This is a genomic window from Corynebacterium sp. (assembly GCF_012837295.1).
Classification (GTDB): Bacteria; Actinomycetota; Actinomycetes; order Mycobacteriales; family Mycobacteriaceae; genus Corynebacterium.
Genome location: NZ_DURI01000331.1, coordinates 1 through 20,199 on the forward strand (window position 1 = coordinate 1; position 20,199 = coordinate 20,199).

Below are 20,199 nucleotides of genomic sequence, written 5' to 3' on the forward strand. Positions count from 1 at the left end.
GTGCGCGCCGGGACGGTGTCCGGCGCGGGGGCGGAAATGGTCATCGTGTCGTTGATCATCACCCCCATTAACGCACGACCGGCCGGGATTGTTCCCGCTTCGCCGATTCCCGGGCGGATTCCTCCCCCGCGGCTACCGCTCCAGCTCGGCGGCGAGGAGCTCCAGTGCGGCGGCCACGGAAGCGGCGCGGATCCCCCAGCGCCCCGCTTCCGGGTCGACCTCGACCCGCTTTACGACGACGCCGTCCCCGCGTCCTCCCGCACCGTCGTCATCGGCGCCGGGATGTCGAGGGGTGGGCCCGGCGATGCCGCACCACACTTCGCCGACGGGGTGGCCTTCCTGGGCGTCGGGGCCCGCCACGCCCGTCAGCGCCACCCCCCAGTCCGCGCCGCAGCGGCGACGAGCTCCTGCGGCCATCGCGCGGGCGGTGTCGGCGGCGACGGGGCCGACGGAGTCGAGCACCTCGGCGGGAACGCCGGCGAGGGTCTCCTTCAGCTCGGTGGCGTAGGTGATCAGGCCGCCCCGCAACACGGCGGAGGCACCGGGGACTCCGGCCACCGTCGCGCAGAACAACCCAGCCGTCAGCGATTCGGCCGCCGCCAGGGTCTGTCCGCGGGTGGTGAGGTCGGCGACGACGTCGGCGGCCGCGGTGCCTCCCGCGAGCGGATCGACGGTGGTCGCATCTCGCCCCACTACGCGGCCGCCTTGCGGGAGTCGACGATGTACTGGATGCCCGTGACCACGGTGATGACCACGGCGATGATCATGACGATCCACGCCGGCCAGTGCAGCCAGGTCAGCGGCATGAGGAACAGCGCCACGGCCAGGGACTGCGTCACGGTCTTGAGCTTGCCGCCCTTCGACGCGGGCACGACGTGGCCTGCGCGGAGCTGGAACATGCGCCAGAACGTGATGCCCAGTTCGCGGACGACGATGATCGCCGTGATCCACCAGGGCAGCAGCCCGATGATGTTCAGGCCCACCAGCGCGCCGATCATCAGCGCCTTGTCGGCGATGGGGTCGGCGATCTTGCCGAAGTCGGTAACCAGATTCCTGCTGCGCGCCAGATCGCCGTCGATCTTGTCGGTGATCATGAGCAGCGCGAAGACGCCGAACGCCCACCATCGCCACCCCGCGTCATTTCCGTCTTCCTGCAGCAACAGCCACAGGAAGACGGGGACGCCGAGGATGCGCAGCACGGTGAGCGCGTTCGGCAGGTTCCAGTTCGAGGGGGCGGCGTCCGCGGCGGGACGGGTCTGATCGGTCACGGGCACAACACTACCGCCGAATGCGCAACCCTCTAATCGGCGCTCCCGGCCGGGGTCCGGCGGCCGTAGACTTTTCGGCATGACCATTTACGCCGTTTCCTACCGCTACGACCCGACGGATCCCCGCATCGCCGAGGTTCGCCCCGACCACCGCGCGTTCATCGCGGGTCTCAAGGACGAGGGCACGATCATCGGCTCCGGGCCGTACCCCGACGCCGAAGGCGGGGCCCTCATCGTCATTCGGGTGAACGACGGCGAGGACCCCGCCTCCGTGATGGACGCGGATCCGTTCCACGTCCGCGGCGTGCTCGATGACCGGGTGATCCGCGAATGGAACCCGGTCATCAACATCTGGGACGACTGACCGTCCCCGGTCGTCCCCGACCGGCCCGGTCAACTACATGCGGCCCGGGCCCCGGCCGTCTTCGGTGGGCTCCGTGCCCTGATCCCGGCCCCGGGACTCGGACGCCGGGCCGTCGTCAAGCGAACGCGCGTTGCGGCCCACCGCCGACGCATTCGCGGGCGCGGAGGAGACCTCCGAGGAAATGTCCTCGTGCTCCTCGTCGTGCCCGGTCCAGCGCGCCGGGGCGACGCCGCCCATGTTCTCGTCGCGCTTGTTCTTCAGCCAGGACGCCAGGACCGTGACCACCAGAACGCCGACGATGACCGCCAGCGAGGTCCACGTGCTGATCTCCGGCACCGTCACGTCCTCGCCGCCGTTGATGAACGGCAGATTGTTCTCGTGCAGCGCGTGCAGGAACAGCTTCACCGCGATGAAGCCGAGGATGATGCCCAGGCCGTAGGCCAGGTACACCAGGCGATCGAGCAGGCCGTCGAGCAGGAAGTACATCTGGCGCAGACCCATCAGAGCCAACGCATTGGCCGTGAACACGATGTAGGGCTCGTCGGTCAGGCCGAAGATCGCCGGGATCGAGTCGAAGGCGAACATGATGTCCACGAAGCCGATGGCCACCAGCGCCACCGCCAGCGGCGTGAAGAAGCGCTTGCCGTCGATCTTCGCCGTCAGGCGATCCTTGTGGTACTTCGACGAGATCGGGATGACCTTCTTGAGCATCTTGATCACGGCCATGTCGTTCGGGTCCGTCTCCGGCTTGTCCGCCGCCTCGTCCCACACCGTCTTGATGGCGGTGTACAGCAGGAAGATGGCGAACAGGTAGAAGATGTCGGACCACGCGGAAATCATCGCCGCGCCGATGAGGATGAACACCGTGCGGAACACCAGCGCCATCGCGATGCCGAAGAGCAGCACCTTCTGCTGGTACTTACGCGGGATCTTGAACGCGCCGATGATCAGCGCGAACACGAACAAGTTGTCCACGCTCAGGGCCTTCTCGGTGACGTAGCCCGAGAGGAACTCGATGCCGCGTTCATGGTCCCAGAACAGCCAGATGAACCCGCCGAACAGCAGGGCCAGAACGACGTAGAAGGCGGTCCAGCCGCCGGCCTCCTTGAGCGACGGCTCATGGGGCGTGCGGACGTGGGCGTAAAAATCGAAGGCGATGAAGCCCATGACGATCACGATGGTGATCGCCCATACATACAGGGGTACGTGCACTGGTGGTGCTCCTCCGGTCGGTCGACGAATAACCGGAGGTCTCTCCCACCCCACGCATCTGCGTGGGCCGATGGTGCCGGGGTTTCGCCGGCGGGCTGTCGCGCCCGCCGCGATTCCCGTGCTGACGACGGCCATCGCGGTGAAATCCGGGGATACTCCCCTCCACGGCGACCCACTGTACACGGCAACGGGCCCCGCGCGAATCGACTCGCGCGGGGCCCGTAGGCGTCGTGAAGCCCGTTACGTCATGCCGTCGGTCGGCTCGGCGTCGACGACCGTGACGTCGTCGTCGGTGGGCGCATCGGCCGGGTCGGCGCCGCGGATCATCCAGATGATGGTCTCCAGCTCCTCCGGCTTGACCAGCACCTCGCGGGCCTTCGAGCCCTCGGAGGGGCCGACGACGCCGCGGGTTTCCATCAGGTCCATGAGGCGGCCGGCCTTGGCGAACCCGATGCGCAGCTTGCGCTGGAGCATCGACGTCGAACCGAACTGCGAGGTCACCACCAGCTCGACGGCCTGCACCAGGTCCTCGAGGTCGTCGCCGATGTCCGGGTCGATGTTCTTGACCGCCTCGGCGGCCTTGTCCTCGGTGACGCCCTCGGTGTAGTCCGGCTCGGCCTGGTCCTTGCACGCCTCGACGACGGCCTGGATCTCCTCGTCGGTGACGAACGCGCCCTGCAGGCGTCGGGGCTTGCCGGCGCCCTGCGGGATGAACAGCGCGTCGCCCATGCCGATGAGCTTCTCCGCGCCGCCCTGGTCGAGGATGACGCGCGAGTCGGTCAGCGACGACGTGGCGAACGCCAGACGCGACGGCACGTTGGTCTTGATCAGGCCGGTGACCACGTCGACGGACGGGCGCTGCGTGGCCAGCACCAGGTGGATGCCGGCGGCGCGGGCCTTCTGGGTGATGCGGACGATGGCGTCCTCGATGTCGCGCGGGGCGGTCATCATCAGGTCGGCGAGCTCGTCGACGATGCACACGATGTACGGGTACGGCCGGTACTCGCGCTCCGAGCCCAGCGGCGCGGTGATCTCGCCGGACTTGACCTTGCGGTTGAAGTCCTTGATGTGGCGCACGCGGGTGGACTTCATGTCCATGTACCGCTGCTCCATCTCCTCGACCAGCCACTGCAGCGCGGCGGCGGCCTTTTTGGGCTGGGTGATGATCGGCGTGATCAGGTGCGGGATGCCCTCGTAGGGGGTCAGTTCGACCATCTTGGGGTCGACGAGGATCAGGCGCACCTCGTCGGGCGTCGCGCGGGTCAACAGCGACACCAGCATCGAGTTGACGAACGCCGACTTGCCGGAGCCGGTGGAGCCGGCGACGAGCAGGTGCGGCATTTTCTGCATCGAGTGACTGATGAACTCGCCTTCGATGTCCTTGCCCAGGCCGATGAGCATCGGGTCGTCGTTGGACACCGTCTTCGGCGCCTCGAGGACGTCGGCCAGGCGCACCATCTCGCGGTCGTTGTTGGGCACCTCGATGCCGACGGCGGACTTGCCCGGGATCGGGGTGAGCAGGCGGACGTTGTCCGTGGCCACCGCGTAGGCGATGTTGGACTGCAGGTTGGTGATCTTGGAGACCTTCACGCCCGGGCCCAGCGCGATTTCGTAGCGCGTGACCGTCGGGCCGCGGGAGAATCCGGTGACCTGCGCGTCGATGTTGAACTCGGTGAAGACGTCGGTGATCGCCTCGATCATGCGGTCGTTGGTCGCGGTGCGGGTCTTCGGCGGCTCGCCGGGAATGAGCAGGTCCGTCGACGGCAGGCGGTAGCCGTCGGCGATGGACGGCCGCGCGGGTGCCACGGGTTCCTTCGGCTCGGTCTCGGACTTCGGCGTCGACGCGGGAATCGCGGAGGCGTCGATGCCCGAGCGCGCCGCGATGGCGTCCATCTGGCGGCGGGTCGCCTCGGAGACCGCATCTTTGCCCGCCGAGTCCTTCGTGGCACTGCTCTTCTGGGCACTGCCCTTCGTGGCGTCGGCCGTGCCCGGCTCGGTCCTTCGGGTTTCGGCCGTGCGGGTCTCGCGCGCATCTCGCTTGACGACGCCCGCCTCCCGGTCCTCCGGCGCCGGAATGACGGTCGTGTCGGACGCATCGGCGCCGACTGCGGGCAGCGACGCGGTGGTCGCGGCCTCGTCGTCGATGGTCAGCTGGCGGGTGCGGGCGTCGTCGCCCGCGTCATCGCCGAGGAGGTCGTAGAGGTTGTCCTCCACCGGCGGCGCCGGGCGCTCGCGGCGATCGCGCTTCGGGGCCGGCGTGCGGCGGCGGGGCCGGCGCGACGGGGCGGTGGGCACGTCGTCGGCGTAGTCGGAGGGGCGGTCGGGCGCTCCCCCGTGGGCGTCGTCAAGCTCCGGGCCGTCCGGCCCGTCGTAGGCGTCGGCGCGCTCGTCGAGCATTCCGTCCACCCCTGCGTAGCGGTCATCCGGATCGAAGGGATCACCGTCGGCATCGAAACCGCGGCCGCGGCCCACGCGGCCGGACCAGGCGCCGAGGTTCAGGTACTCCCGGATCACGTCGACGAGCTGGCGCACCGTCGTGCCGCTGAGCAGCAGCGCACCATAGAAGATGATGCCGAAGAGCAGGATCACCGCGACCCACGGAGTGAAACCGGCGGCCAGGGGCGTGCCGACGTAATCGCCGATGGCGCCGCCGGCTGCGCGACGGCCTTCCCATTCGGCGGGCCTTCCGGAACCGATGTGGACGATGGCGAGCATGCCGCCCGCGATGAGACCGGCGCCGATGCCGGCCGCGGAGAAACGTTCGCGCGGGGGCACGTTGCCGAGCATCATGAGGACGGCGACGATGCCCAGCACCACCGGAAGCACGTACGTGCCGACGCCGATGAGAGTGCGGAACAGGGTCTCGACCAGATCGCCGACCGGGCCGGCCAACGAAAACCACGTCGCCCCGGCGAGGACGATGGCCAGGGCGAGGACGAGCAGGGCCGCGCCATCGCGCGTGCCCTCGATCGCCGGGTCCTCCGGCGCGGGCTGCGCGGCGTCGATCGCATCCCGGTCATCCCGGGTACGCGAGCGACCGCGGGCCGCCGACGTGGGCGGCTCGAGGTCGTCGTAACCGTCCGCCTTCTTCCGGCGCTTCGGCCGGGAGTCAACCGGTGCCGCTTGATCCTGGGCGTCGTATCCCGCCGCCGCCTTTGCGCCGCGTCGCTTTCCCTTCACCTGCGCATCATCCGCGCCATGGTCCTCCATCATGGTCGTACCGGCGCCACCGCGACCGCCGATCTTGCGGGCCAGGCCCGCCACGCCGCGGGCGGTCTGGGACCAGGCGCCCGACAGGCCCTCCCCGACCGCGCGGTAGGCGCTGCCGGTGCGCTCGAAGTCGTCGCCGTATCCGTCGTCCATGCGTCGGGGCGCGTCACGGGCGGAACGGGAGTCCGCGGGCCGACGCGCCGGACCGCGCGAGGTGGGGCGCGTCCGGGGGCTGCGGGTACGGCTGGTGGCTGACATGTGCACCACCCTAGTCGGTTTTCGTCCCTATTTTCACATCAGTCACACGCGTGTCAGTTAGGCGGAACCTTTCGCGGCACCGGCTCCGACCGCGATCAGATCTTGAGGACCGGGATCAGATGGTCAGGTGCACGACGCCCGACTCATCGCCGTCGATGGTCACCCGCGCCTCGTCGCGGCCGAACAGCCACAGGACCAGCTCCCCCGGATCGCCCTTCACCGTCACCGTGGGAGCACCGGAGGCGGCCCGATCGACCGGGGTCGTCGCCGCGCCGTCATCGCGGACCAGCACGACCGTCGAGGTCGAATCGCGCAGCATGCGCCGCGACATCGTCGACGCGATGCGCCACAGATCCCGCCGCCCAGCCGGCGACAGCTGACGAGGCTCCCAGCCTTCCCGGGCGCGCCGCACGTCCTCGTGATGCACGAAATTTTCGGCGGCGTTGACCAACTGGTCCGCCCACCGCATCGGGTTCCACACCGGGGCGCCCTCCGCCCACGTGTCCACGAGCTCGTCGAAGGGCTTCGCCTCGTATTCGGCCGTCACCTTCTCCAACCGCTCCTTCAGCGCCGGCACGAACATGCCGCCCGCCGCATCGGGGCGGTTTTCGCGGAGCACGAGGTGGACCGCCAAGTCCCGCGTGGTCCAGCCCTCGCACAGCGTCGGGGCGTCGGGGCCGACCTCCCGGAACAGATCCGCCAACTGCCGTCGTTCTTCCTGCGAGAAAGTCATGCCGCAAGTCTACGGGTGACACGGGCATCGTGTGACGGCCCTTCACCGTCGCCGGCCACGGCATCACGGCCCATGCGTCACGGCCCGCACCCTCCCCGAACACGACGACGCCCCTTCCGGCACGGGGCCGAAAGGGGCGTCGTCACGCAATCCGGAGGCGCAACCCGCCGCCGGGGCGAAAACCTAGAGGCTCTCGCGGGTGCCGTCCACGTCCTCGTCGGAGACGACGTCCCCGGACTCGGAGGACATGGGCACGATGGTCGGGACGATCATCGGGCTGCGGCGGTACTTCTGGTTGATCATCTTCTCCGCGCGGCGGCGGACCTCCTGCGCCATGCGGTACGGGTTGTTCTCGCCCGAACCGGCCAGGTCGAACATGGTCTCGTCGACCAGCTTCTCGACCTCCGACAGGACCTCCTTGACGTCGTCGGAGAAACCGCGGGCCTGGGCGCGGGGCTTCTCCAGCGGACGGCCGGTGCGGTTGTCGATGACCGAGGTGACCGTGATCAGGCCGCCCTCGCGCATCTCCGCGCGATCGGCGAGGACGTCGGCGTCGACGTCGCCCATGGACGTGCCGTCCACGTAGAGCTGGCCGACCGGCACCTGGCCCACGACGCGGGCGCGGCCGTCGACCAGGTCGACGACGACGCCGTTCTGCGCCAGCACCACGTTCTCGGCGGGGACGCCGGTGGAGATGGCCAGATCCTTGTTCGCGCGCAGGTGGCGCCACTCGCCGTGCACCGGCATCGCATTCGACGGGCGCACCGCGTTGTACAGGAACAGCAGCTCGCCGGAGTAACCGTGGCCCGAGGTGTGGACCATCGCGTCGCGGCCGGTGATGACCTCGGCGCCGATCTGGGCGAGCATGTTGAGCACGCCGAACACCGACTCCTCGTTGCCCGGCACCACCGACGACGACATGATGATGCGGTCGCCGTCGCGGACGGTGATCTGGCGGTGCTCGCGGCGGGCCATGCGGCTCAGGGCGGCCATCGGCTCACCCTGGGTGCCCGTGGTGACCAGCACGATCTTGTGCGGCGCCATGCGGGCGGCCTCGTTCATCTCGACGATCGTGCCGCGCGGGGCGTTGAGCAGGCCCAGCTCCTCGGCGATGCGCATGTTGCGGATCATGGAGCGGCCGTTGAACGCCACCTTGCGGTTGGCGGCCACGGCGGCGTCGATGACGGCCTGCACGCGGTACACGTTCGACGCGAAGGACGCGAAGATCACGCGCTGCTTGGCCTCGGTGACCAGGCGACGCAGGGTCGGCACGATCTGCGATTCGGACTCCGAGATGCCGGGGGTGGTGGCATTCGTCGAGTCGCACAGGAACAGGTCGACGCCCTCGTCGCCCAGGCGGCTCAGGGCCGGCAGGTCGGTCGGGCGCTTGTCCGGCGGGGTCTGGTCCAGCTTGATGTCGCCCGTGTGGACGACCAGGCCGGCACCGGTCTTGATGGCGATGCCCAGGCACTCCGGGATGGAGTGGTTGACCGCGAAGAAACGCAGGTCGAACGGGCCGCGCTGGATGCGGTCCTGCTCATTGACCTCGACGGTCTTCGGGCGGATGCGGTGCTCCTGCAGCTTCGCCTGGATCAGGGCCAAGGTGAAGCGGGAGGCGATCACCGGGATGTCGCCGCGCTGCTTGAGCAGCCACGGGATGGCTCCGATGTGGTCCTCGTGGCCGTGGGTGACCACGAGCGCCTCGACGCGATCCCACTTGCCGTCCATGTAGGAGAAGTCCGGGAGGATCAGGTCGACGCCCGGCTCATCCGAGCTCGGGAACAGCACGCCGCAGTCGACGATGAGCAGGCGGTCCTTGTACTCGAAGACCGTCATGTTGCGGCCGATCTCCGAAATGCCGCCGAGCGCGACGATGCGCAGGCCGTCCTTCGGGGCCTTCGGCGGCTCCGGCAGGCGCTGCGTCAGGTCCGCGCCCTGCATCGACTGCACGACGTTGCGGCGGTTGCGGTTGCCGCCGCGGCCACCGCCCTTGTTGCCGCCGCCCTGGCCCTGGCCACCGCGTCCGCCGCGGTTGCCGTTGCCCGAGCCCTGGCCGCCCTGGCCATTTTGGCCATTCTGGCCCTGGCCGCCGCGACCGCCACGGCCACCACGGCCGCCACGTCCACCGCGGGAGGAACCGCCGGAGCGGCCCTGGCCGGACTCACGGTCGTTGCGCTGCTCGTTCTTGGCCTCGCCATTGCCGGAGTTGCCGGCGTTGCCGGAGTTGCCGGCGTCGTTCTTGGCGGCGGACTCGTTCTTCGGCGCCTGGGACTCGGCGCGCGCGATCTCCGCCTCCTGCGGCGGGCCGGCCTTGCGGACGACCTTCCGGGGGCGGCTGCGATTCTCGCTCACTTAGAGGACACCGGCCTCTCGCATGTCGGAGGCGAGCAGATCGAGCTGCTCCTGGGTCGGGGAAATCTGAGGCAAACGGGGGTCTCCTGTCTGAATGCCCTGCAGCTGCAAAGCTGCCTTGGCGAAGCTCACCCCGCCCAGGCGGCCCTGGGCGCGGAAGAGCGGGGTCATGGAAGCGTGGGTCTCGCGTGCGGCATCGAGGCGACCGGCGTCGAACTGTTCGCGCAGATCGGCGAGCTTGCGGGGCGCGGCGTGGCCGATGACGGAAATGAAGCCGGTGGCGCCGATGGACAGCCACGGCAGATTCACGACGTCGTCGCCCGAGTACCAGGCCAAATCCGAATTGGCGATGATGTGCGCCGCCGAGCCGAGGTCGCCCTTGGCGTCCTTCACGGCGGTGATGCGGGGATGCTCCGCGAGACGGAAAAGAGTGTCCGTTTCAATCGGGATGACCGAGCGCGGCGGAATGTCGTACAGGCAGACCTCGAGGTCCGTCGCGTCCGCGACGGCCGTGAAGTGCCGGTAGATGCCTTCCTGGCTCGGCTTCGAGTAATACGGCGTAACCACCAGAAGGGAGTCCGCGCCCGCCTCGGCCGAAACCTTGGCGAGTTCGATGGACGATGCGGTGTCGTTGGTGCCCGCTCCGGCGACCAGCTTGACGGAGTCGCCGAGCTCGGCGCGCACCGCGCGCAGGAGCTCCAGCTTTTCTTCCGTGGTCGTGGTCGGGGACTCGCCGGTGGTGCCGGCGAGAATGAGCGAATCGCACCCGTTGTCGGTCAAATGGCCGGCCAACCGCACGCCTGCATCGACGTCCAGGGCGCCGTCCGCGTCAAACGGGGTCACCATGGCGACGGCGACGGTGCCGAAGGCATCGACGCCTCGGTTCGAAGCGAATCCAGTGGTCATTGTTGAGAGGCTACCTGTTCTATGTCGCTGTACCGGGCATTGCCCCGGCTTATCCTTCAAATGCGTACGGGCTCGACGCGACGACGGAGCCGTCGCGGAGGCGGGATACCTCGAAATCGCCGAATGCCGTGGGTGCCGCCGCCTGCAGTTCGCGCAGACAGGCCACCGCGAGCGCCCGGATTTCCGAATCCGCATGTTCCGTGGCGCGCATTCCTATGAAATGGCGCCACGAACGGTAGTTGCCGGTGACCACGATACGTGTTTCCGTGGCGTTGGGCAGGACCGCGCGCGCCGCCTGGCGCGCCTGTTTGCGCCGCAGCAGGGCGTTGGGCTCGTCGGCCCACTTCTCCTCCAGCGCGTCGAGCAGTTCCTGGTAGGCGAAGCGGGACTGGTCGACGACGCCCTCGAACAGCGCGAGCAGTTCGGGGTCGTCGGCGATGGCCGCCGGCGCGACGACGCGGTTGGCGGTGTCGGGCACGAACCGCTGGGACAGCTGCGAGAAGGAGAAGTGCCGGTGGCGCGTCAGTTCGTGCGAGCACGACCTGGACAGCCCTCGGACGTAAATGGACGCGGAGGCGTGCTCGAACAGGCTGGTGTGCCCGACTTCGAGCACGTGCCGCAGGTATCCCTCGTTCGTGGCGGTGCGCGGGTTGGGCTTGTCCCAGGTTTCGTAGCAGGCGCGGCCGGCGAATTCGATGAGGGCCTCGCCGCCGTCGGCGTCTGTGCCCCAATCGATGTCGACGGGCGGGGTGAACTGCGTGGAGGCGATGAGCTGGGCGCTCAGTTCCACGATCTCGGACATGACCCTTCCTCTACAGGCCGAGGTAGGACTCGAGGCCGATGGTCAGCCCCTCGTGGCCGGCGATCTTGCGCACGCCGACGAGGACGCCCGGCACGAACGACGTGCGGGAGTAGGAGTCCTGCTTGATGGTCAGGGACTGGCCCTCGGTGCCGAAGATGACGGTTTCGTGGGCCACGGCGCCGGTCATGCGCACGGCGTGGACCGGCACGCCCTCGACGTCGGCGCCGCGGGAGCCCTCGAGGGACTGCTCGGTGGCGTCGGGCTGGGCGCCCAGACCCGCTTCACGACGGGCCCGCGCGATGCCTTCGGCGGTGTGGATCGCGGTTCCGGACGGGGCGTCCTTCTTGTGCGGATGATGCATCTCGATGACCTCGGCCGACTCGAAGTAAGGGGCCGCGATCTCGGAGAAGCGCATGGTCAGCACCGCGGAGATGGCGAAGTTCGGGGCGATGAGCACGTTGGAGCGGCGCCCCTCCTCCCCCGCCTCGATCCACGAACGGACCTGGTCGAGGCGCTCCGGGGTGAAGCCGGTGGTGCCGACGACCGCGTGGATGCCGTTGGCCAGGCAGTACTCGAGGTTGCCCATGACGGCGTCGGGCTGGGTGAAGTCGACGATGACTTCGGCCCCGGCCTCGGACAGCGCAGCGAGATCGTCGCCGAAGTCGAGCCCGGCGACGAGATCCAGATCGTCGGCCGCCTCGACGGCCTCGCAGATGGTGGATCCGACCTTGCCCTTGGCGCCGAGCACGCCGACCTTGATGTTGCCCATGTTCTCCTGGCTCTCCCCTCGTCGCGGGCGCGTGCGCGCCCGACCCGTTTCGTCTTGTTCCGTGCACCCACTCTAGGCCCCGTGCGGCGGACTTCGCTCCGACCCGCCGACCGGCATCGTCCGCCCCGGCCCGGGCCGGGGCAACTGGCGTCGCCGATGACATGGGCGTATGTTGATCCGGTTGACCGCGAACGCCGACCTCCGGGTCGGGTTCCCGGTCGGAATCGTTTTCGGGCGCCCCGGACGGACACCACCTCCGCCGCGCTCGGCCACCGCCCGACGACCCGGCATCCCGGGGAAAGGAGTGGCGCATGTCCAGCGCCGAGCCCACCCATTCCGGAACCGCGCAGAAGCCCGGCGCCGGCGACGGGGGCCGCGATGCCCGCACCCCGTACATGGCCATTTACGTTCTGCTGGCGGCCGCGTTCATAGCGATCCTCAACGAGACGATCATGAGCGTCGCCATCCCGGTGATCAAGACCGACCTCGACATCTCCGCGGCCCTGGCCCAGTGGGTCACCACGGCGTTCCTGCTGACGATGGCCGTGGTCATCCCGGTCACGGGTTTCCTCATTTCCAAGCTGACGCTGCGCCAGCTGTTCCTGTTGTCGCAGGGCCTCTTCGTGGCCGGCACCGTCATCGGCGCGCTGGCCCCCGGTTTCGCGCTGGTCATCGTGGGCCGAGTGATCCAGGCGGTGGGCACGGCGGTCCTGCTCCCCCTGCTCATGACCACGGTCCTGCGGCTGGTCCCGGAGAAGAACCGCGGCACGATGATGGGCAACATGTCCATCGTCATCGCCGTGGCCCCGGCGATCGGCCCGACGGTGTCCGGTTTCATTCTCCAGCTCGCGTCGAACAACTGGCACATGCTGTTCTGGACCATGCTGCCCATCGGCGCGGTGGTCCTCGTCGTGGGCACCCTGCTGCTGCCGTCCTTCGGCGAGGGGTCCGACAAGCGCGTAGACGTGCTGTCCGTGCTGCTGTCCGCCGTCGGCTTCGGCGTCACCGTCTACGGCCTGTCCCTGGTGGGCGCCGACGCCGGCGCGATGCTGTGGCTGTCGCTGGGCATCGGCCTGACGTCGCTGGTCCTCTTCGGCTTGCGGCAGATCCGACTGGCCCGCACCGATTCGGCCCTGCTCGACCTCCGGGTCTTCCGGACGAAGAGCTTCTCCATCTCCACCGCGATCCTGTCGATCGGCATGCTGGCCATGTTCGGCGTCATCATCATCCTCCCGCTGTACCTGGCTCTCCGCGGCGTCGAGGTGCTGACCATCGGCCTCATGCTCATGCCCGGCCCGTTGGTGATGGGCCTGATGGGCCCGTTCGTCGGCCGCCTGTACGACAAGTACGGCCCGCGCCCGCTGGTCCCGCCCGGAGCAGTGATGGTGACCCTCGGTGTGCTCGGCCTCGCGTTCATCGGCATGAACACGCCGCTGTGGTGGATCGTCGCATCCCACATCGTTTTGGAGATCGGCTTGGGCCTGCTGTTCACCCCACTGTTCACGTGGGGCCTCGGCGACCTTCCCCAGAAGCTGTACCCCGACGGCTCGGCCGTGGTGAACACCCTGCAGCAGGTGTTCGGCGCGGTGGGCACGGCGGCGTTCGTGGCGATCGCTGCCGCGGCGACGGCGACCATGACGACGTCGGCGACCCCCGCGGTGGACGAAACGATCAACGGCTACCGCATCGCCCTGTGGGTCGGCGTCGCGCTCGGCGTGGTCGTCATCGCCCTGTCCACCCAGGTCAAGCGCACCCGCCCCCGCGTCGAGCTGGCGTAGTCTGCGGGCACGGTCACGCGCCCAACGCCCGCCGCGCCCCCATCCGCGTCTGCCCGAGATCGGAGTTCTCCGCCGCAGCGCAGCCGTGCATGAAGGCGTCGCCGTCCAAGCGCGCCCTCGACTCCGTGCGTCGCAGATGCGGGTAGCGGCGGCGCATCTCTTCCCGCGCCCGCTGCGCGTCGTTCTTCAGCACGAGCGATGCCGACGCCCCGGCACCTCCCCGCGCCTCCCCGTCCTCGTCGGCCCGCTGCGCGGTGCCCCGCTCCTGGGCGGACAACCGGTCGCCGACCACGGTGGCGAAACCCACCATGAACGACCTGCGCCACCGGGCCGTCCGCGCCGCATCCCCCGCCCGCAAGCGGGCGGCGCCGGCGAGCATGTGGGGGCACAGCATCCCGAACAACAGCTGCACGCGCTCAACGTGCCGCGCGGCCCCGATGAGCGTTCCCCGGTCCGCGCCGCGCCCCAACCCGCGCCCGCCGCCCGACCACAGCACGACCTCGCAGTGCAGCGCCCGGGCCAGCGCATTGAGCAGGCCGATCTGCTGCCGCTGATAGGCGCCGGACATGTCCAGATCCACGACCTTCATCTCCGCCCCCGCATCCGTCGGATCGCCCAACTTTGCCGGATCCAACCCGTATTGGGCGATCAGCGCGAACGCCTTGTCGCGGAACACGTCGCCTTCCGGCGTCCCCTCCCGGTCCGCCGCCTGATTGAGCAGCTTGCGCACCTTCTCGCGGACGTCTCCCCGCATCGACCCCATCCGAACCATCCCCCTTCGGCGCGAACCCTCGCCCGCCCCATCGCTCGCGCCCGCCCCGACCCGGGAACAGTCGCACTCGTTTTCGATTCATCCGCGATGCTACGCCATCGAACGGACCTTCGCATGCGGAAGAACCCCGCGTCCTCGAATCGAGGGCGCGGGGCTCCTTTTCCCGTGGAACCGGCATCACCGCCGGTCAGACGATCACACGATCACCCGATCTTCTCGGCGCCGTCGGACGGCACCGCCACGAGAAACTCCGGGGGCCGGAAACCGGCTTCCGCGTATGCGCCGGCGATCGCATCCGCCACGGGCCGCACGTGCCCGGAATCCAGCAGGGCGATGGCGCTGCCGCCGAAACCGCCGCCGGTCATGCGCGCGCCGACCGCACCGTGGGCCATGGCCGTGTCCACCGCCAGGTCCAGCTCGGGGCACGTGACCTCGTAGTCGTCGCGCAGCGAGGCGTGGCTCGCGCACATCGACTCGCCGAATCCGGCCATGTCGCCGGCCTTCAACTGCTCGATCGCCTTCGCGGTGCGCTCGATTTCGGAGACCACGTGGCGCACGCGCTTGACGACGACCCGCTCCCATTCCTCCGCATCCGCGCCATTGGGGACGTTCACCGTCGCCCATTCGGCGGCGGTGGACACGGCGTCGTCGAGCTCGCGGAGCGAACCCACGCCCACGCCCTCCGTCACCGCATCGATGACCCCGCGGCGCGAGGCGTACTGGCCATCGGCGAGGGAATGCGGCGCCTTGGTGTCGATGACCAGGATCGCCAGCCCGTGGGCGGGCAGATCGCAGGGCACCTGGACGGCGGAATCGTCGGCGTAGTCGATGGCCAGGGCGTTGCCCTCTTGCCCGAAGAGCGAGATCCTCTGGTCAAGGCCGCCGGTCGAGGCTCCCACGACGTCGTTCTCCGCGCGGATGCACGCGGCGACGAGGCCCGCGCGGACGTCGAAGCCGCGCTCGTCGGCGGGATCGCCGATGGGGCCGACCGTGAGCTCGTGGGCGGCCAACGCCGCCGAGCACTCCAGCGCGGCCGAACTGGACAGGCCGCCGCCGATCGGGACGTCGGAGGTCACGGCGATGTCGAACCCGCCGAGATCCTTCGGCAAGAGACCGGCCTCCTGCTGCGCCCAGATCGAGCCGACGATATATCCGGTCCAGTTCCGCGGCTTGCCCGGCCCGACCTCGTCGACGCCGATCTCCACGATCCGCGGATCATCCCCGCCCATCGAGGACACCAGGCGGTACTTGCCGTCCTCGCGCGGGGAGACCGCGACCCACGTGCGTTGCGACAGCGCAAACGGCAGGCAGATTCCGCCCGCGTAGTCGACGTGCTCGCCGATGAGGTTCACGCGGCCGGGTGCGGCCCACACGCCCGCGGGCGCGGAGTCGAACGCCTTCGTGAACAAGGCGGTGGCATCGGCGGCACCGGTGGCGTCGTCGCGCGTCGGCGACCACGTCGCCCCTCCGACCTCGCGGAACCGGTCCGCGATGCGTTCCGGGGTGGTGTCCGAAATCCACGCGCCCTGGCCCGATTCGGAGCCGGCCAGGAACTTCATTCGGCCGGGCGACCGCATCATCGAGTACAGCTGCAGGTGCAGTCGGCCGTGCTCGCGGTCATCTCCCACCGGCGCCTGATTCCACGACGCGATGTACGGGGTGCGCTCGACGCCCTCGAAGAACCGGTCCATGCGACCCAGCAGATCAAGGTACATGCGGGTCAGCTCATCCTTCTCGTCATCGGTGAGCGCCGCGAAATCCGGCACGTCCCGATTGGCCATGAGCATGACCTCCACCGGCCACTTCGCCGCCGCGGGCACGAACGCCGTGAAGTGCTCGCCTTCGGCCACGATCCTCCTGCCGGAACGCTTCTCGGCGGCCAGGAGGTCGTCGAAAAGCGAACGGCCGGTCTCGGCGCGATGCCTCCTGCTCTGCTCCGCGATCGCCGACGCGCGGGCCGGCAGATACGGGTACGAGTAGATCTGGCCGTGCGGATGCTGCAGCGTGACGCCGATTTCCTTGCCGCGGTTCTCGAACGGGAACACCAGGCGCACGCCGTCGATCTCCGACAACTCGCGCGTGCGGTGCGCCCACGCCTCCACCACCGTGCGCGCGCGGCGATACGGCAGATCGCGGAAGTTCGACGTGACGTCCGGGGTGAAGCAGACGACCTCACAGCGGGCCAGGGCCGGGCGGCGCGGGAACAGCTCCTCGCCGTCGACCTCGGCCGCGAAGTCCTCCGGGACCTCCATGTGCATGGACAGCGACGGGAAGCGGTTCTCGAAGACCACGACGTCGTAGTCGTCGGCCGGGATCTCCGTCGGGAGCTCCCCCGGCTTGGTCGGGGCCAGCGGGTTCTCGTTCGCCGGCGGCATGAACGTGCGGTTCATGCGGTGGGCGGCGTAGACGTTCCATTCCCCGGTTAGCGGATCGCGGCGCAGCTCGGACTCCGTCACCGCCTCCGGCAGCCGGCGTTCGTCGACGGTCGTGCGGGTGCTGCGGCCTTCCACGTAGTCGGGCTCATCGTCGAAGTAGATGAGCTCGCGGCCGTCGGCCAGGGTCATCCGCGTGGTGGCGAAGGGGTGGGCGGTCATGGCGGGCTACGCCTCCTTCACGGCATCGGGATGATGCGGGTTGTGGTGCGGCAGATCATCCGGGGTCTCCGAGTCGACCGGCACGATGATCGGGCGGACCTTCGCCCAGATCAAGAACACCGCGGCGGCGATGACCAGCGCCAGGCCGGTCCACGTGTTGTAGACGGCGTCCTTGGGCAGGCCCGTGTCGGGGTTCATGCCCGGGTCGAGGAAGAACGCCGAGAGGAGCAGGACGATGCCGTAGATGCCCAGCAGGGCGCCGATGATGTTCCGTACGTCGAAGGCGCCTGCGGCCTTCTTCTTGGGGGTTGCGTTGGTCATGTCGGTCACTCCTAGGCGAACACGATGTTGAGGACGATGACCATGGCCATGCACAGGATGCCCAGGGGCACGGTGCGCTGGTACCACGGCAGGGTTGCTTCGTTGGCGTCCGTGAGGTTCTCCTTCGGCGTCACGGACTTGACGAATCCGACGAGCTCATGGTCGGGCTTCGGCTTCGTGACCAGCGAGACCACGATGGAGAAAGCGATGTCCACCACGAAGGCGACGGACGCTGCGACGAACGCGGTGCCCTGGCCCGGCAGGTTGAACACGGCGGCCTCCGCGCCGGTGAAGGTGGACACGTACCAGTAGGCGATGGCGGACAGGGTGCCCAGCACCAGGCCGACCCAACCCGCGGTCGGGGTCATGCGCTTCCAGAACATGCCGAGGATGAAGGTCGCGAACAGCGGGGCGTTGAAGAAGCCGAACAGCGTCTGCAGGTAGTCCATGACGTTGCCGAAGTTGTTGGCGATCAGCGCGGTGAACACGGCGATGACGGCGGCGGCGACGGTCGCCCAGCGGCCGAACTTCAGGTAGAAGTCGTCTTCCCGGTCCTTGATGATGTACGCCTGGCAGATGTCGTAGCTGATGACCGTGTTGAAGGCGGATATGTTGGCCGCCATGCCGGCCATGAAGGCGGCCAGCAGTCCGGCGATGGCGACGCCGAGCAGGCCGTTGGGCAGCAGGTCGCGCATCAGATAGAGGATCGCGTCGTTGGGCGCGGCGGACTGGTTCATGATCGGCGTGACGGTCGCCGCGGCGATCATGCCGGGGATGACCACGATGAACGGGACGAACATCTTGGGGAACGCGCCGATGATCGGGGTCTTGCGGGCCGCGGACATTGAGTCGGCGGCCATCGAGCGCTGGACCTCGACGAAGTTGGTGGTCCAGTAGCCGAAGGACAGCACGAAGCCGAGGCCGAAGGTGAGGCCGATGACGGAGACGATCGGGTTGTCGAAGCCGGAGATGTCGGTGCCGGGCCAGGTGTGGAAGTGCGACTCCGCGGCGAGCGAGGCCTTCAGGCCGCTCCAGCCGCCGACGTTGTGCAGGCCGATGAGCGTCAACGGCAGCAGCGCGGCGATGATGACGAAGAACTGCAGCACCTCGTTGTAGATGGCCGCGGACAGGCCGCCGAGGGTGATGTAGGACAGCACGATGACGGCGGCGACGATGAGGGTCACCCACAGCGGCCAACCGAGCAGCGAGTTGACCACCTTGGCCAGCAGGAGCAGGTTGATGCCCGCGATGAGCAGCTGCGCGACCGCGAAGGACAGCGCGTTGACCAGGTGGGCGCCGGGGCCGAAGCGCCGCAGCATGAACTCCGGCACGGAGCGGACCTTCGAGCCGTAGTAGAAGGGCATCATCACGATGCCGAGGAAGACCATGGCGGGGATCGCGCCGATCCAGAAGTAGTGCATGGTCTGGAAGCCGTACTGCACGCCGTTGGCGGACATGCCGACGATTTCGACGGCGCCGAGGTTGGCGGAGATGAACGCCAGGCCCGTCACCCACGCCGGCAGCGAGCGGCCGGAGAGGAAGAAGTCGATGGAAGAGGACACCTTGGACCGTGCGGCCCAGCCGATGCCCAGAACGAATGCGAAGTAGAGGGCGACGAGCGAATAATCTACCCAGCTCGCGTCCAGCCGGAGTGCGGCCTCAGCCTGAATCACGGCATTCTCCTGGTTCTGTGGTGATCGTGTGATTGATGGAAGTACGTGTGGCTTTTCGCTTGACGACGGTCCGCGCGCTACCGCGCCACCGTGCCCGCGAAGCGGATGCCCATGGACAGTTCGACCGATTCGCCCGCGCCGATCCGGATGAGATCGCGCCCCGACCTGAGTGCGTCGGGCGGGCAGGTCATGGGTTCGACCGCCAGCGCCCTTCCCACGCGGGGGAAGCCCTCGCGGCGGGCGGGGTCGGCGGTGAAGATCTGGAACCATCCGAAGGCCTCGTCGGCCCACATTTCGACGCCGTCGCCGTCGGGGCCGACGAGCCGGGCCCGCGCGGGTCGCCCGGCGGACTCGCCCGCGGCGGCGCCGTCGTCAAGCGAAGTCGACGGAGCCGGAGCCGATGCCGGAGCAGGCGAGGCGAAGCAATGGTCGAGCCAGAGGCCCGAGGTCAGGACCCCGTCCGACAGCCCGGGCACGACGGCGTCCGCGGGGACGTCGGGGCCGGCGGGGAGATTCCGCACGGGCTCCAGCGGGAGGTTGCGCTCGACGTCGACGGACAGGACGCAATCGGCCAGGTCCGCGCCGGCGGCGCTGAGGTACGGGTGGAACCCGAACCCGAAGGGGCACGCGGAGGCGCCCAGGTTCTCGGCGGTCACGTCGGCGCGCAGGCCGGCGTCGGCGTCGACGCTCCAGCGCACCGTGAAGCGCATCGGCCAATTCCAGCCCGGCTGCGGGCCCGGCTCGATGGACAGGACCACGTGGTCCTCGCCGGCCTCGACGAAATCCCAGGCGCAGTTGGCCACGAAGCCGTGGATCGCGTTGGAGCGCCCCGGCTCGGTGATCTGCATGCGGTGGACGACGCCCTCATGGATGAACACGCCGTCGGCGACGCGGTTCGGCCACGGCGCCAGCAGCGTGGCGGCGCTCAGCGGCGGGAACTCGCCGCGCGGGTAATCGACGAGGAGCGGACGGCCGGCGTACTCGAGGGACCGGGGGCCGCCGCCGAACGCGGAAATGTCGGCGCGGTACTCCCCCGCCGAGATCTCGATGAACGGATGGTCGTGGCGGGGGCGCTCCAGCGCTTCCCCTGGTCCGGTCGTGGTCATCGTGACGCTCCTGCGACGAGTGCTTCGGGTGTGACCCCTTTGACACGAAGCATAGCATCGTAATGTCAGCACTGGTCATAA

16 protein-coding genes and 1 pseudogene are annotated in these 20,199 nt (G+C 69.0%); 2 read left to right on the top strand and 15 right to left on the bottom strand.

Annotated elements, in window-relative coordinates; translation table 11 throughout:
• Nucleotides 1–132 precede the first annotated feature (132 nt).
• The gene (locus GX015_RS10845; protein ID WP_291345078.1) at nt 133–693 is read right to left on the bottom strand and encodes a nicotinamide-nucleotide amidohydrolase family protein; all 561 of its coding nucleotides are present in this window, start codon (nt 691–693) and stop codon (nt 133–135) included.
• Nucleotides 693–1,268 carry a CDP-diacylglycerol--glycerol-3-phosphate 3-phosphatidyltransferase gene (gene pgsA, locus GX015_RS10850; RefSeq protein WP_291345080.1) on the bottom strand — a complete coding sequence of 192 codons (576 nt, stop codon included), beginning with the start codon at nt 1,266–1,268 and terminating at the stop codon, nt 693–695. The genes GX015_RS10845 and pgsA overlap by 1 nt, the downstream gene beginning before the upstream one ends.
• Before the next feature lie 79 nt (nt 1,269–1,347).
• Here pgsA and GX015_RS10855 point away from each other — a divergent pair, with 79 nt between their 5' ends.
• A complete protein-coding gene (locus GX015_RS10855) occupies nt 1,348–1,632 on the top strand; it encodes a YciI family protein (RefSeq protein ID WP_291345082.1) in 285 nt (94 codons plus the stop codon).
• Between the two features lie 33 nt (nt 1,633–1,665).
• Here the strand turns inward: GX015_RS10855 and GX015_RS10860 are convergent, their stop codons facing one another.
• The 7 genes from GX015_RS10860 to dapB all read right to left on the bottom strand — a co-directional run bounded on the left by GX015_RS10860 (nt 1,666) and on the right by dapB (nt 11,874).
• Nucleotides 1,666–2,844, bottom strand: coding sequence for a TerC family protein (locus GX015_RS10860; RefSeq protein WP_291345084.1), 1,179 nt, complete (start codon nt 2,842–2,844; stop codon nt 1,666–1,668).
• A gap of 240 nt (nt 2,845–3,084) precedes the next feature.
• On the bottom strand, nt 3,085–6,312 hold the full coding sequence (locus tag GX015_RS10865; RefSeq protein WP_291345086.1) for a DNA translocase FtsK: 3,228 nt from the start codon (nt 6,310–6,312) through the stop codon (nt 3,085–3,087).
• A gap of 115 nt (nt 6,313–6,427) precedes the next feature.
• Nucleotides 6,428–7,045, bottom strand: a complete 618-nt coding sequence (locus GX015_RS10870) for a TIGR03085 family metal-binding protein (protein ID WP_291345088.1) — start codon at nt 7,043–7,045, stop codon at nt 6,428–6,430.
• Between the two features lie 183 nt (nt 7,046–7,228).
• Nucleotides 7,229–9,397, bottom strand: coding sequence for a ribonuclease J (locus tag GX015_RS10875; RefSeq protein ID WP_291345090.1), 2,169 nt, complete (start codon nt 9,395–9,397; stop codon nt 7,229–7,231).
• Complete coding sequence (gene dapA / locus GX015_RS10880; protein ID WP_291345092.1) at nt 9,398–10,303, bottom strand: 4-hydroxy-tetrahydrodipicolinate synthase; 906 nt, start codon at nt 10,301–10,303, stop codon at nt 9,398–9,400.
• A 49-nt stretch (nt 10,304–10,352) separates the two neighbouring features.
• On the bottom strand, nt 10,353–11,105 hold the full coding sequence (gene thyX / locus GX015_RS10885) for an FAD-dependent thymidylate synthase (RefSeq protein ID WP_291345094.1): 753 nt from the start codon (nt 11,103–11,105) through the stop codon (nt 10,353–10,355).
• A 10-nt stretch (nt 11,106–11,115) separates the two neighbouring features.
• Nucleotides 11,116–11,874: a 4-hydroxy-tetrahydrodipicolinate reductase gene (gene dapB / locus GX015_RS10890; protein WP_291345096.1), complete on the bottom strand. Its 759-nt coding sequence runs from the start codon at nt 11,872–11,874 to the stop codon at nt 11,116–11,118.
• A 311-nt stretch (nt 11,875–12,185) separates the two neighbouring features.
• Here dapB and GX015_RS10895 point away from each other — a divergent pair, with 311 nt between their 5' ends.
• Nucleotides 12,186–13,652: an MDR family MFS transporter gene (locus tag GX015_RS10895; RefSeq protein ID WP_291345098.1), complete on the top strand. Its 1,467-nt coding sequence runs from the start codon at nt 12,186–12,188 to the stop codon at nt 13,650–13,652.
• Between the two features lie 13 nt (nt 13,653–13,665).
• Here GX015_RS10895 and GX015_RS10900 read toward each other — a convergent pair whose 3' ends face one another.
• From GX015_RS10900 to GX015_RS10925, 6 genes and pseudogenes are all read right to left on the bottom strand, one after another.
• Nucleotides 13,666–14,415: a DUF2786 domain-containing protein gene (locus GX015_RS10900; protein ID WP_291345100.1), complete on the bottom strand. Its 750-nt coding sequence runs from the start codon at nt 14,413–14,415 to the stop codon at nt 13,666–13,668.
• 212 nt (nt 14,416–14,627) lie between these two features.
• Nucleotides 14,628–15,833, bottom strand: coding sequence for a galactokinase (galK, locus tag GX015_RS10905; protein ID WP_291345123.1), 1,206 nt, complete (start codon nt 15,831–15,833; stop codon nt 14,628–14,630).
• Nucleotides 15,834–15,893: 60 nt separating this feature from the next.
• A pseudogene (galT, locus tag GX015_RS10910) lies at nt 15,894–17,018 on the bottom strand (galactose-1-phosphate uridylyltransferase); the annotation flags it as partial.
• A 6-nt stretch (nt 17,019–17,024) separates the two neighbouring features.
• Nucleotides 17,025–17,339 carry a hypothetical protein gene (locus GX015_RS10915; protein ID WP_291345102.1) on the bottom strand — a complete coding sequence of 105 codons (315 nt, stop codon included), beginning with the start codon at nt 17,337–17,339 and terminating at the stop codon, nt 17,025–17,027.
• Nucleotides 17,340–17,350: 11 nt separating this feature from the next.
• The gene (locus tag GX015_RS10920; protein WP_291345104.1) at nt 17,351–19,012 is read right to left on the bottom strand and encodes a sodium:solute symporter family protein; all 1,662 of its coding nucleotides are present in this window, start codon (nt 19,010–19,012) and stop codon (nt 17,351–17,353) included.
• Nucleotides 19,013–19,089: 77 nt separating this feature from the next.
• On the bottom strand, nt 19,090–20,118 hold the full coding sequence (locus tag GX015_RS10925) for an aldose 1-epimerase family protein (RefSeq protein ID WP_291345106.1): 1,029 nt from the start codon (nt 20,116–20,118) through the stop codon (nt 19,090–19,092).
• Nucleotides 20,119–20,199: the final 81 nt, after the last annotated feature.